Here is a 13,274-nt window from a genome sequence, read left to right as displayed (position 1 = left end):
CATGTTACATTTTAATTATGAATAATATAAATTTAATCAAAACATTAGACTCTTTAGAAGATATAATTTTTCACAAAGACTTAAATGGAGTATATACTCTATGTAATAAAGCATATTGCGATTTTATATCACTTACAAAAGAAGAAATCATAGGAAAAACTGATTATGATTTATTCAAAGAATCAGATGCCAAAGCATTTAGCATTAATGATCAGCTTGTAATAAAAGAAAAAAAAGAATTAGTATTTTTTGAATCATTAATAAAATCAAATACAACTTTATATTTTAAATCTACAAAAGATGTAATTATAGATGAGAAAAATAATGTTATTGGTACTCTTGGTATTGCTAAAGATATTACAAAACAAAAAGAGTATGAAACCTTATACAAAATTAATCAAAAAGTTTTAGAAAAGATTATCAATGATGATAGTTTAGAAGAAATTCTATTTTTTCTAATTAAGAGAGCTGAAGAGATTAATAATAATATGATTTGTTCAATTCTACTATTAGATAAAAATAAAAAACAATTTGAAAAAGGTTTTGCACCAAGTTTACCAGAACACTATAATAAAGCTGTAAAATCACTGATTATTGGACCAAATATTGGTTCATGTGGAACAGCAGCATACACGAAAAAAAGAGTAATTGTAGAAGATATTAATACTCATCCTTTTTGGAAAGGTTTCACTCATCTAACTAAACCTTTAGATTTAAATGCATGTTGGTCTCAACCTTTCTTTTCAAAGAATAATGAAGTATTAGGAACATTTGCAATTTATTATAAAAAATCTAAACATCCTGATTCTTTTGAATTAGAACTAATTGAATCATTTTCTCATTTAGTTTCTATTGCCGTTAATAAAATAAAAGAGCAGGCAATTATAAAAGAACAAGAAGTAATATTAATAGAACAAGCTAAGTTAATCTCATTAGGAGATATGCTAGAAAACATTTCTCACCATTGGAGACAACCATTATCATTAATATCAACAATTGCAAGTGGATTAAGAATAAATATGAATTCTGGTCAAAACGAAATTGAAGAATACGATAAATCTCTAGAAAAAATAATAAAAACAACAAAAGACTTATCAGTAACAATTGATAAATTTAAAAACTATTTTATTAAAAACAATGCAAAACGTTCTTTTGAAATCAGATCTACTATAGAAAAAGCAATAAATATCTTAGATTCAAAAATTGATAAAAGAATAAAATTCAATCATAATATCTATGACATTACACTAAATAGTTATGAAAATGAAATAATTAGTGTATTACTTGTATTAATAAATAATTGTAATGATGCATTTATTAAAAATAATATTCATGAGCCAGAAATATCTATAAATGTTATTAAAGAAGAATTTAATTGTATTATAATAATTTCTGATAATGCAAAAGGTATTCATCAAGATATAATCAATAGAATTTTTGAACCATACTTTACAACAAAAGATAAATTCCATGGTACAGGCTTAGGCTTATATATAGTACAAAGTTTACTAACTAGACAATTAAAAGGTGATATCAAAGTTGAGAATATAAGTAGTAAAAATACTGATGAAGATTTTCATGGAGCTTCCTTTAAACTATCAATTCCTATAAATATTTAAAATTTTCAATTTTACATTAATTAGTAAGTATTAATATAACTACCCTATTTAGGGAATAATTTAAATAGGACACTTTATATCCTGTTTACCTATTGTTAACTATTTATTTATAAAAGGTTAATACTCATAGTTTATAATTACTGTATCGATTAAGTAAAAAGACTTAATTTTGATACTCAAGTTTTTCAACTTGACTCTCCTACATAATAATATACAAATCGCTTGAGAACGCTTCCCCCTAAAGCGTTCTCTTTTTTTTTGTCAAATTTTTTCGTTTACTTATATATTAATTTTATTAATTGTATAATAAATGCTCATGTATAATGATATGTAAATTATAGATATAATCTATAATTATAGTATAAAGTAATTATAAGTTTTTTGTTTTATAATTACGAAAATTTAAAGGATTATTTTTTTTTATGATTAAGTTAGACTCAACACAGACAGAATTAGTGTTAACAAATCTTGATAAGAATGGTGAATTATCGTGTATCCAAGCTTTTAAAGTTGCTAAACTAATTGGTATGAAACCAAAAGATATGGCACAAGTTGCAAAAAGTATGAATATCAAGATTACAAATTGTGAACTTGGAGTATTTGGTAAACTTCAATTTTCTCAAATGAATGAAGATATTTATGACACATTAGCAAAAGGTTCTCAAGAGAACAAAAAAGTTGAATGTGAAATTGCATGGAAGTTAGCACAAGAAAAAGGAAGTACACTTAAAAAAGTTGGAGCTTCAATTAAACACTCAGATCTAAAAGTGACACATTGTCAATTAGGTGTATTTTATGATGAAGAATACGAAAAATTTGAAAGAGCAAGAAACTAACTTAATTTGAAAAAATACATATTATTCGATAACGATGGCGTATTAGTAGAAACTGAAAAATGGTACTACGAAGCCAATAAAATTGCATTAAAAGAATTAAATCTGACATTAGATCTGCCTACTTACCTAGAAATTATGGCAAGAGGTGGAACTGCTTGGGAAGTTGCATTTGAAGCTGGTTTTTCAAAAGAAATTGTGGATAAACAACGTTTTAAAAGAGATATTTATTATCAAGAGTTTTTAAAAACTAAAGATATAGAAATCCCTAATGTAAAAAAAGTATTAGATAAACTCTCAAAAAAATACAAAATGGCTATTATTACAACGTCTAGAAGAGTTGATTTTGACCTTATACATCAAAATAGAGGTATAGTAGATTATATGGACTTTACACTATGTGTAGAAGAGTATAAAAGAGCAAAACCCTACCCTGATCCTTATTTAGCAGGTATCAAAAAATTTAATGCAAAAAAATCAGAAACAATAATTGTAGAAGATTCTCAAAGAGGTCTTACTTCTGCATATAATGCTCAAATAGAATGTGCAATTGTTTATAATGAATTTACAGTAAGTCATGATTTTTCAAAAGCAAGCTATTCTATTAATAAACTTGAAGAACTAGAAGAGTTATTAGAAATAAAATAAATAATTTTATTTTTCATTTTTAAATTATTTTAAGTCTTATTTATATTAAATATCATATAATTTTTAAGTATGGTTTAATATAAAGGATTTTTAATGAGAATAGAATCTTCAAGTATAAATTTAAGTACGAAAAGCAGTAATGTAAGTGAGCAAAAAGTTTCAATTACTTCATCTTCTTGGATGAATGAACTTAAAGCCTTAAATCAACCAGATAACGTCCCAATTAAAACTACCTCAAGAATAGAACTTAGTAGAATCAGAATGGCCTATAGTATGGAATCAGAACTAGGACTTGATGATAGAATAAAAAAAGGTATCTTAGAAGAACTTTTAGGACGAATATATATAAAAGATATAAAACTACTTCCTAATGATGAACAAACACACCAAGAAAGCTCAAATGATGAACTAGCACATAATATGTCAGAGATGAGTAATCTATGGGGTATTTCAGTTAATAGAAAAGTTGAATACTATCAAAAAAATAGTATTGAATTCCATACAACAGCAAAAATTAGAACTGAGGATAATAAAAATATTGATTTTAATGTATCCTTTGCATTCTCTAAAGAATTTAGAGAAGTACATGAAGAACAGATTGATTTATCAAGTGAGAACTTTATTGATCCTCTTATTATTAATTATAAAGGTGATGTAAAAAGTTTTGATAATATTAGTACAGATTTACGTTTTTCTTTTGATTTAAATGATGATGGAGAAATTGAGCGAATTCCACTAGTAAAAGATGGTTCAGGTTTTTTAGCCTTAGATAAAAATGCTAATGGAAAAATTGATACAGGAAGTGAATTATTTGGTACCAAATCAGGGAATGGTTTTGCAGACCTAAAAGAGTTTGACAATGACAATAATGATTGGATTGACGAAAATGATAATATTTTTCAAAATCTAAGAATTTGGGAAAAAACTGAAAATGGGGAAGATAATTTAATTACTTTAGCTCAAGCTGGAGTTGGAGCAATTTATTTAGCAAGTGCACAAAGTAATTTTGACTATCATACATCTATTGAAGATAAAATTGCACACTTAAAACAAAGTAGTTTTTATCTAAAAGAGAATGGACAACCAGGACTTATAACTGGTGTTGATTTTATAGTATGATGTATTTGAAAACTATCTAGTTTTCAAATACTCTTTAAGTCGAGTTATACCTTCACTCATATGTTCAATATCTCGTGTATAGGCAAACCGTAGATAATGGTTTGTCTTATTAGATCCAAAATCAACTCCTGGAGTTGTAGCAATATGAATATTTTCTAATAACTCTTTAGCAAAAACAAAACTATCATCTGTATATTTAGAAACATTAGCCCAAATATAAAAAGCACCTTCAGGTTTTGCATCTACATCAAAGATTTCATTTAATTCAGCATATAGATAGTCTCTACGCTCTTTAAACTTTGATTTAACTTCTTCTAAGTATTCATCATCAAAAGCTTCTAAAGCTCCATATTGAGATAATGTAGGTGCAGAAATAAATACATTCTGCGCAATAATCTCTGCTTCCCTACTTAATGATTTAGGAACAATAATCCACCCTAGTCTAATACCTGGCATACAATAATATTTTGAAAAACCATTAATTACAAATACATTATCAGAAAATTCTAAAGCTGTATTTGCTTCTTTTTCATAAGACAAACCATGATATAACTCATCTGAGATAAAAGCAATATCATTATCATCACAATATTTAATTAACTCTTCTAAATTCTTTTTATCATATACATTTCCTGTTGGATTACAAGGAGATGAAATTTGTAATGCTTGAATATCATTACCTTCTAAATGCTTAGGAGTTAACTCATAGTTTGTACTTTTATCTATATCCATAAAACATGGATTAATATCCAACATATTTGCAAAGTTTTTATAACAAGGATATGAGGGATCAGATAAACCTAAACTCTCTTTATGCTTTAATGTTAAAGTATATGCAATTAAAAAGGCTCCAGAAGTACCAGGAGTCATTATTATTTGATCTTTACTAATATCTACGTTATAGTTTTCTTTATAACTTAAAGCAATTTTTTCCCTAAGCTGTTCTAATCCTTTTGATTCCGTATAAGAAAATTTATTATGGCAAATAGCCTCTTGCAGTTTTTCTTTTACTTTAGGACTTGGACAAAGGTCTGGTTGACCTATTTCAAAATGAATTGAATCATTATACTTTTGTGCTTCTCTAACTATGTCCATTACAATAAATGAACTCATATTTTCATATCTCAAAATCTATGTTTCCTTGTTATTTTGAATTACTAATTATTTTGTTAAAGCGTTATCTATATACCTTTCAAATGTTTCCTTGTCCGTTTCTCCAACAAATTTCTTAGAGAATGTTCCATCTTTTGTAAATAGATATAATTCAGGTACTTTTTGAATATCACCTAAATCTTTAATAAATTTCATAGTTGTATCACCCATTGCAACTGGGTAAGTAATATCATGTTTTTTTACAAATGCAGTAATTTCTTCTTTTGTTTTACCTTCTTCAAATAAAACAGAAACTATTTCAAATTGGTCTTTATATTTTTCTTTTAGTCCTTTTAAAACAGGTATTCCCTCAATACAAGGAGGACACCATGTAGCAAAAACATCAACTAAAACTACTTTCTTACCTTTGAAGTCTTTAAAATCTAAACCATTTAATTTTGTACTAACTTCAATACTATTTGCATTTACACTATCTAATACAAATTTCTTTGATTCATAAGATCCTCCAACTTTTTTATTCTTTGAAGAACTAGCAATTAAGCTTTCATCGATTTCACTTTTTGAATCACAACCTGTAAATAAAAATAGCGCAGCTAAGGCGCTAGCAAATAAATATTTTGTTTTCATATTAATCCTCTAACTTTTTTTAAATAATAGTATAAAACCATTAATAAAAGATAAACATATTATATAAAGTATTAGCTTATTTCTAGAAGTTCTAAAATTATTTTTTTGCTTTCTTTTTCATCAAAAAACAAATTCATTGATAATTCGTAGTTAATTTTCTTTAAAAGTATAGTTTTTTCCCTAAGAAGGGCTGATTGGTCATTTTTATTTTTTGAGATAACTTCTCTTATTTGTCTTTTATATTCTTCAATTATTTCTTCTTTTTTAACAACTGCTGACTTAATATTTGTCTTTTTTTGTTGTTTAATAATAAGAAATATTGCTAAAGGAATAAGTATTAATAAAAGTAGTGTTGAGATTTCCATGTGATAAGTCTTTCAAAAGATAAAAACTTTTTGTTTTTATCTTTAATATTTAAGTATTTATTTTTGTCTTGCTATTGCTTTTGCTTCATTAGCAATACTCTCAGCTCTTCTTGCTGTTTCAAGAGCTTCTGCAATTGCTTTATTGTTTTCTTCTTCTGTTTCAAGTCTTTCAATTCTTTCTAGAACATTTCTATAACTAATATGTCCTATAGTTTCTAAAACTCTTGGTGATGCAATGATATGTTTTATATATCCTAAATCTCTCCAATTATCAGTAATTAAAGAATCAATATGGAATGCATAATCTACATCAATTTTTGTTTCATTTGCAACAAAAGCTAAATCTAAATTAATATTATCTTTTTTAGCAAATAAGTTATTTGAAATATCTTGTAAATATATAGCATTTTCTAATCCTGAAACATAAGCATATACATCTTCTTCATATCCATTATCTAACATGTAAGATAAAACTACATCAGATACTTTATCTTCTTTAGAGCTTAGAACATCACTTAATTTTTCTGTACAGTTTGTGTAAACTTGATTAGATTCATCTTTACTTAATGCTTTTGTAAATTTGAATAAATCTAAATTAAATGCATAACTATAAGAGTTTATTTCTCTAATCATAGGATTTAAAATTTCATCAGTATTTTCTTGTGAGTTAGCAAATGTAACAATAGAATTAACAAATTCAACGTCATCTAAAGTAAAGTATGAGTTTGTATAGTATTCTTCTATTTCAGCTGCAAGATTTTGAGATAATAAAGTTTTTGATGTTTCTTCATAATATGAAGTTAACTCATCCATGCTATATTTCTTAGAATTACTAGCAATAAGTGCATATTGAGAAGAGATTTGTTGATATTTTTCAATCTTCTCTTTAATATTAAAGTCTTTTAATAATTCTAATTCTTTATTTAAAATATCATTCTTTTGAACATTAATACTGTCAGCAACTTTTTTACCTCTTTTAGGAAGTTCAGCTGCTAGCTTACTAAGCCCTGAATTATACTCATCGAAACTCTTTGCGTTTTGAATCTGAGATACAAGTTTTACTGTTGAAGATATCTTTACAGATCTTCTTATAAAAAACACTACTATTAATAAAATAGCTGCTAATACTAGTACTACACTATAAACCCCATCTGGTGTTTGTGTATAGATTTGTCCTAAATCAAAATTTGTCTCTTTTGCTACTGAAAAAAACTCTTTTAGATTCTCTAAAAATGACATTGAAATTTCCTTTCTATTCTCTCTTGCGTATATTTAATATTAGTATACATAATTATACTTAATGTTATTACTATATATTCTATGTAGATTTAGTATAAATTATTAGGTGATACAAAAATAAACTAGTTATATTTATTTTTTAGTTTAAGATATTCATTATAAAGTTTATATGTTTCTTCAAAGTCACTTTTTGTACAGTTTTCTAAGTTCTTAAGTTTTACAAGATTTAATAAACTTGATATATAATCATTATTAGATTCATCCAAAATAAACTTATTATATTCATCAATTACAGAAGAGCCAGCTGAAGAGTGAACTATCCCTAAAACATAAGGAAATATTGCTGGTGATTTTTTTAATATTTTAATATTCTTAGCAATAGTTGGATTTAAATCAACCATTACATCATAAGTACTCTTAGAAACAATAGCAATGTCTACTTTATTAAAGTATATATCTAACACTTTTTTATGTCTACTATAATTGGAAATCTCTTTTTTTATATATGTTGTATAAGATTTTTGTGTACTTTCATAAGATATTTTGTCAAACCAAATTTTTGATAAATTATCAGTACCTGCAAGAACTAATTTTTTACCTTTTAAGTCTTTTACACTATTTAAACCTGTTTTTTTATTAGTAATTAAATAGTATTGAATATATTTTTCATTATTAAAATTTAGGCTAACTAAATTTTTTGAGCCTTTATTAAATAGTTCATAGTTTTCAATATATAACGAAGGCATTGTATATAAAATATCAAATTTATTATTTTTTGATTTAAAGTCATTAATTAATTCATTTTTGTCTTTATAAAAAAATGTATTTAATTCTAAGTCTCTTAATTTATCAATCTTTTTAAATAGATTTGTAAGTAAGGTCTTAACGGTTTTTTCAGTAGCTATCTTTTTATCTACACCATATAAAGCCACATCAAGAGTATCTTTTGACCATAAGTTTGTAAGTGTAATAAAAAATAGGAAAAGAATTGTTATTAATTTCATGAGACTGCCCTATTTTTTATTATATTTTATAATAATTACTTTTAGAAATGTATAAACTTATTTATATATTTCTGATTCAACTAAATCCATAAGAGATTGTGGAGATAATCTTTTTAGTTTAATTCCATTTACAAAAAATGTTGGAGTACCTCTTACTTGAAGAGTTGTTGCATCTTTTCTATCTAAAGAAAGCATTTCATCAACATTTATAGTTTCAAAATCTTTTTTTAGTTTTTGCATATCTAAACCATCAATTATTGCTAATTCAGTCCATAATAATTCAGGAGCTTCATTATTATGTTTTGCCCATTTTCCTTGAGAAGAGAACACAACATCTAATACTTCTTTATACATATTTTGTTTTCTAGCAGATTCTAGTATTTTAATTGCATATTTAGAGTTCTTATGATTATCTAAATATCTAATTACTAATCTAATATCTTCATAGTTTTCTTTAAACATTGCATTAACTGCACCACTAAAATATGCACAAGCTTCACACTCAGGATCTAAAAACTCAACAACTGTAATATTCTTTTTGTTATCACCAAATGAAATTGAATGATCTCTAACAAAAGGTGCTTCACCTTGAGATAAAGATTGTCTTTGTGTATCTTGAGAATTATTATAAAAAGAAATTCCTCCAATAAATAGAGCTATTAAAACAACAATTGAAATAAGTACAACACTTTTATTTTTCATTTTTAGAACCACCTTTATTCATCATAAGTAATGAGAAGAAAATTATAGAATAAGAAACTAAAGATAAAAATGGAATAGTAATAAATCCAAACCAATTAATATATTCAGTAGAACAAGGAACACCTTGAACACAAGGTACAACACTTTCAGGAATAATACCAAACATTAATAAGTTATGGTAAATTGAGAATAATAAACCTACTACAACAATTGGCATAGCATATTTATAAACTTTATCATCAGGGTATAATAGATTAATCAAAAAGATTAGAACAAGAGGATACATGAAGATACGTTGATACCAACACATACTGCATGGTATAAACTGCATTATTTCTGAGAAAAACAGACTCCCCATTGTTGCTATACTTGCAACAAAGAAGCTAATAAGAACAAAAAAACTTGACTTAGTCAAAATAATCTCCTAAATTTTTTTGAAATTATATCAAAGTTTAGTTAACCATTTTTTGCAATTAATGTATTTTTTCTCAGAATTAATAATTAGTATAATTAAAATTTATACTTGAAGAAACTTAATACTTAAGCCCCTCCTCCAACATCAGAATTTAACTCAGCATGAGGTTCTGTTCTTGGAATTGAATCACATAAAGCTACTGATTCATTTAGTGCTTTGAAAAATCCTTCGATATTTTCATAGGGAATCTCAATCTCTGAAACTTTTTCTTTTCCATGAGAGTAGATAGCTATGCTAACTACGGGACTACTATACTCACCATAAGGTTTTTCTACATGTTCAATCCTAATTGTATCATCAGTAGAATGTGCTAATTTTAATGTTTTAACTTCTATATGTTGACTTGCCATAATATACTCCTTGAGATTATTTAAGAATATTGTATCATAAAACTATAGCAATTAAAAAACAACTTTTATTTTTTTATAGATGTTGCAGTTAGAAATAAGTAATTTTTTCCAGTTAGAGTAACCCTAAATTTTTTCTGTTGTAAATACTTTTTACAAAAGTATACATCTTTGTATAAAATTGATTGTTCACTAAAAGAATAATTAGGTGCTTTAGCCCCATATATCATCTCTGTATCAATCCATCTACAGTTTGGAAAACCTAATATTATTGATCCATTTTCATCTAAATAGTTTTGAATTAAACTCATAAATGCTTCTTTGAAATTCAAAGATGAACTTTGTAGTGTTCCAATTGATATAATTAAATCAAATTTTTTTAGATTTAACTCATCAAGTTTATTAATATCATGGGTAAAAAATGAAAAGTTATTTGTAGGAAATCTATTTTTTGCAAACTCTATTGCACTAGGACAAAAGTCAATTCCAACAAAATCTTTTTTTAAAAACTCATCTTCATCTAAACAGTCTTTAATAGTTTGGAATTCATCAGCTTTATTAATACCTAAATTTAAAACAGAATTTCTTGTTTGTATTTTTACATTAGCTAAGGCTTGTTTGTAATAGTATAAAAATGCTGGTTCTTCATTTTTATTGATTCTAAAAAATATAGACTCTTCACCATATTTTTCATTATCAGAACTATTAATTGTTTTATGAAAAGAGTCACTTCTATTTATCTTTTTGAATTTTAAATTAACTGTGTATTCTGATACTTTAAGGGGAGTAAGAAGTTTACAAAACATTAATTCAGCTAAATCATTCCAAGCTTTATAAGAGTGATATGTATACTCTTCATCTAAATCTACTATCTCACCAGCATAATTGTTAATACCTAAGTCAGGGTTTAGTACTTCAATACTAAGTAAATCATCTATTTTTAATTTTTCTTCCATGTAATCAATAATTTCATACATAGATTCATTTGTAAACTTCTTCATTTATATCTTTTTATTTTTTCGTGATTATATAATAAAATACGTAAAATATTAAGTTAATTTTTTATTTCTTCTTTTATTTCTGTTTTATTCTCAGCTAGTTCAACTTTTGTTTCGTTCTCTACGTCATTAGTTTTTTGACTTTTTTGTTTATGTTCTTTAGAATTTCTTTTAATTCCTTCAAGTTCCATTTCAATTGCGTTTGTAGAAATAGATATTTCAGTAATTGCAGTTACCAGTGATGCACACATCAAAACTAAACTAATTCCAAAAATAATATTTCCAAAAGTTTTATATTCAATAAATATTAAAAACATTGAAAGTGTACATAATAATAGAGATAATACTCCAAGAATCTGCATTAACTTAATTAAATCAACTCTTCTTTTTAAATTCTTAATCTGTTTTGATGCTTTTGGGACTTTACCATCTCTTGCATTTGCACTTAAACCTCTAATTAGTTGTGCAGTGGCTAAAAACCTACTTGTATAGGCTAATAGAAGCAGTGAAATTGCAGGAAAAAGTAAAGCGGGTGTTGTTATGGCTAAATCCATATAAGGCCTTTGTGTAAATAATGCTAATGATAACACTTTAATATTGTATTCATGTGATATTTTACTTTTATTAATATTTTTTATAAAAACTATTTAAGTGTTACTTTTTCACTTATTTTTATAAATTAATATTTTTTTTTAAAGTTTTTTTAATTTATACACTTTTGATACATTACTTTATACTAGTATTGCACCATAAGTAGAAGGAGAAATAATGAATATACATACAGCTGATTTATGCGATGAGAACAAAGATAAAGAGTTACAAATATTATCACCAAAATTTAACAACTATGGTGGATTAAAAAGATTTTACGGACAAATTGAAACAATTAAACTTGATAAGAGCAACTGGAGACTTCTAGAGATGTTAAGAGATGAGAACGGTGAAGGAAAGATCGTTGTTGTTGATAATGCACAGGAGTTTTTTGGTGTTGTAGGTGATAAACTTATGGCATTTGCGGCAAAAAATAACTGGAAAGCTATTATTCTTAATGGATATGTAAGAGATACTGACGAAACTAAAAATATTAATGTTGGACTATTTGCAATCGGTACTTGCCCATTAAGAAATTTTGATAAAACTGAATCATCAAGAGGAGAAGAAATTTCTTTTGAAGGTTTAACTTTTAATCGAGGTGATTATATTTATGCTGATAATGATGGAATTGTAATTTCAAAAGAAAAACTAGTATAAAAATACTTTATTAATTTAATAATTTACTATATAATATTCCAAGATAAAAAGGAGTTAATCATGAAAACTATTTTTGCTTTAACAATTTGTCTTGGTGTTATATTCTCATTTAATGCATTTGCTTCAAATATGCAAGATAAAAATGAAATGACAAAACCTAATGATGTAAAAAAGGAAACAAACGTTCAACCCAATAATATTGATAAGAACAATGTAGGTATTACATCAAATGAAGATCCTGATCAAACTGACCCTAGCTTAATTGAAGGTAATCTAGAGGACAATGATTTTAAAAACTAAGGTTTTTCCTTAGTTTTTCCATAAAAGACTTATGGGGATCATTTTTAATAGTTCTATAATTTTTGTCTTTTTCCAACCATAATTTACTATTTTCAAACTTTCTGTATTCATAATGACCAATTAAATACTCAATACTTTTATATTTATTTTTAAGATATTTAACTAACTTGATATTTGCTTCTAATTGTTTAGATGTTAATTTATCACCTTTTTTCTGTCCACCAACATTTTCAATACCAATACTAGAATAATTTAAACCTATTACATGTCTTGCCATATAAGTCTCTGGCATTAAAGAATATATCTTTCCATTAGAATCTACAAGAAAGTGAGCTGAGACATTTAATTTACTAGCATTTGAAATATCTTTTCTATCACTTAATAAAATTTCTGGATTTAATCGATCATAAGATTTTGAGAAATCATCTAGCGCTGTGTGATGAATAACTATCATTTTTGGAATAATATTAATATCTTCAACAACTTTGTTGTATCTTTTTTTGATATATTCTTTTGTAAGTTCTACTCTTAATTGAGTAAATTCAATAGGTTTATTAATTATTTCAAGAGCATATACATTTGAAATAAGAACGATAAATAGCATAATTTTTTTCATAAAAAAGTTTATCATAAA

The 13,274-nt window shown here is 25.7% G+C and carries 17 protein-coding genes; 6 read left to right on the top strand and 11 right to left on the bottom strand.

The features are described 5' to 3' along the window. Positions 1–17 precede the first annotated feature (17 nt). The 4 genes from ALEK_RS07205 to ALEK_RS07190 all read left to right on the top strand — a co-directional run bounded on the left by ALEK_RS07205 (position 18) and on the right by ALEK_RS07190 (position 4,219). Positions 18–1,619: a sensor histidine kinase gene (locus ALEK_RS07205; protein ID WP_071625835.1), complete on the top strand. Its 1,602-nt coding sequence runs from the start codon at positions 18–20 to the stop codon at positions 1,617–1,619. Positions 1,620–2,041: 422 nt separating this feature from the next. Continuing rightward, complete coding sequence (locus ALEK_RS07200; RefSeq protein ID WP_071625836.1) at positions 2,042–2,455, top strand: ModE family transcriptional regulator; 414 nt, start codon at positions 2,042–2,044, stop codon at positions 2,453–2,455. Positions 2,456–2,461: 6 nt separating this feature from the next. After that, positions 2,462–3,100 carry an HAD family hydrolase gene (locus ALEK_RS07195; RefSeq protein ID WP_071625837.1) on the top strand — a complete coding sequence of 213 codons (639 nt, stop codon included), beginning with the start codon at positions 2,462–2,464 and terminating at the stop codon, positions 3,098–3,100. A gap of 93 nt (positions 3,101–3,193) precedes the next feature. Continuing rightward, on the top strand, positions 3,194–4,219 hold the full coding sequence (locus ALEK_RS07190; RefSeq protein WP_071625838.1) for a hypothetical protein: 1,026 nt from the start codon (positions 3,194–3,196) through the stop codon (positions 4,217–4,219). A gap of 12 nt (positions 4,220–4,231) precedes the next feature. On the opposite strand, the gene ALEK_RS07185 is transcribed toward ALEK_RS07190, so the two are convergent. From ALEK_RS07185 to ALEK_RS07140, 10 genes are all read right to left on the bottom strand, one after another. Beyond that, positions 4,232–5,347: a pyridoxal phosphate-dependent aminotransferase gene (locus tag ALEK_RS07185; RefSeq protein ID WP_071625839.1), complete on the bottom strand. Its 1,116-nt coding sequence runs from the start codon at positions 5,345–5,347 to the stop codon at positions 4,232–4,234. A 33-nt stretch (positions 5,348–5,380) separates the two neighbouring features. Next, entirely contained in the window at positions 5,381–5,959 is a 579-nt protein-coding gene (locus ALEK_RS07180) for a TlpA family protein disulfide reductase (RefSeq protein ID WP_071625840.1), read from the bottom strand. 71 nt (positions 5,960–6,030) lie between these two features. After that, positions 6,031–6,324 (bottom strand): hypothetical protein, encoded by a 294-nt coding sequence (locus tag ALEK_RS07175; RefSeq protein ID WP_071625841.1) that lies wholly within the window; start codon positions 6,322–6,324, stop codon positions 6,031–6,033. Positions 6,325–6,381: 57 nt separating this feature from the next. Then, positions 6,382–7,563, bottom strand: a complete 1,182-nt coding sequence (locus ALEK_RS07170; RefSeq protein ID WP_071625842.1) for a hypothetical protein — start codon at positions 7,561–7,563, stop codon at positions 6,382–6,384. Between the two features lie 122 nt (positions 7,564–7,685). Further along, the gene (locus ALEK_RS07165; protein WP_071625843.1) at positions 7,686–8,567 is read right to left on the bottom strand and encodes a PhnD/SsuA/transferrin family substrate-binding protein; all 882 of its coding nucleotides are present in this window, start codon (positions 8,565–8,567) and stop codon (positions 7,686–7,688) included. A gap of 57 nt (positions 8,568–8,624) precedes the next feature. Further along, positions 8,625–9,269 carry a DsbA family protein gene (locus ALEK_RS07160; protein WP_071625844.1) on the bottom strand — a complete coding sequence of 215 codons (645 nt, stop codon included), beginning with the start codon at positions 9,267–9,269 and terminating at the stop codon, positions 8,625–8,627. Then, a complete protein-coding gene (locus tag ALEK_RS07155) occupies positions 9,259–9,684 on the bottom strand; it encodes a disulfide oxidoreductase (RefSeq protein ID WP_071625845.1) in 426 nt (141 codons plus the stop codon). Before ALEK_RS07155 ends, ALEK_RS07160 begins: the two co-directional genes overlap by 11 nt. 125 nt (positions 9,685–9,809) lie before the next feature. Next, complete coding sequence (locus ALEK_RS07150) at positions 9,810–10,094, bottom strand: hypothetical protein (RefSeq protein ID WP_071625846.1); 285 nt, start codon at positions 10,092–10,094, stop codon at positions 9,810–9,812. Between the two features lie 65 nt (positions 10,095–10,159). Further along, on the bottom strand, positions 10,160–11,092 hold the full coding sequence (locus ALEK_RS07145; protein ID WP_071625847.1) for a class I SAM-dependent methyltransferase: 933 nt from the start codon (positions 11,090–11,092) through the stop codon (positions 10,160–10,162). 53 nt (positions 11,093–11,145) lie between these two features. Further along, positions 11,146–11,643: a DUF2721 domain-containing protein gene (locus ALEK_RS07140; RefSeq protein ID WP_071625848.1), complete on the bottom strand. Its 498-nt coding sequence runs from the start codon at positions 11,641–11,643 to the stop codon at positions 11,146–11,148. A 214-nt stretch (positions 11,644–11,857) separates the two neighbouring features. On the opposite strand from ALEK_RS07140, the gene rraA reads away from it, so the two are divergent. Both rraA and ALEK_RS07130 read left to right on the top strand, forming a co-directional pair. Beyond that, positions 11,858–12,340 carry a ribonuclease E activity regulator RraA gene (gene rraA, locus ALEK_RS07135; protein WP_071625849.1) on the top strand — a complete coding sequence of 161 codons (483 nt, stop codon included), beginning with the start codon at positions 11,858–11,860 and terminating at the stop codon, positions 12,338–12,340. A 60-nt stretch (positions 12,341–12,400) separates the two neighbouring features. Continuing rightward, entirely contained in the window at positions 12,401–12,640 is a 240-nt protein-coding gene (locus ALEK_RS07130) for a hypothetical protein (protein ID WP_071625850.1), read from the top strand. On the opposite strand, the gene ALEK_RS07125 is transcribed toward ALEK_RS07130, so the two are convergent. Then, positions 12,630–13,271 carry a peptidoglycan recognition protein family protein gene (locus ALEK_RS07125; protein WP_197950367.1) on the bottom strand — a complete coding sequence of 214 codons (642 nt, stop codon included), beginning with the start codon at positions 13,269–13,271 and terminating at the stop codon, positions 12,630–12,632. The genes ALEK_RS07130 and ALEK_RS07125 overlap by 11 nt on opposite strands. Positions 13,272–13,274: the final 3 nt, after the last annotated feature.

Source organism: Poseidonibacter lekithochrous (assembly GCF_013283835.1).
Lineage (GTDB): Bacteria > Campylobacterota > Campylobacteria > Campylobacterales > Arcobacteraceae > Poseidonibacter > Poseidonibacter lekithochrous.
The sequence above is the reverse complement of the archived record's forward strand: the minus strand, read 5'-3'. Positions and strand labels throughout refer to the sequence as shown.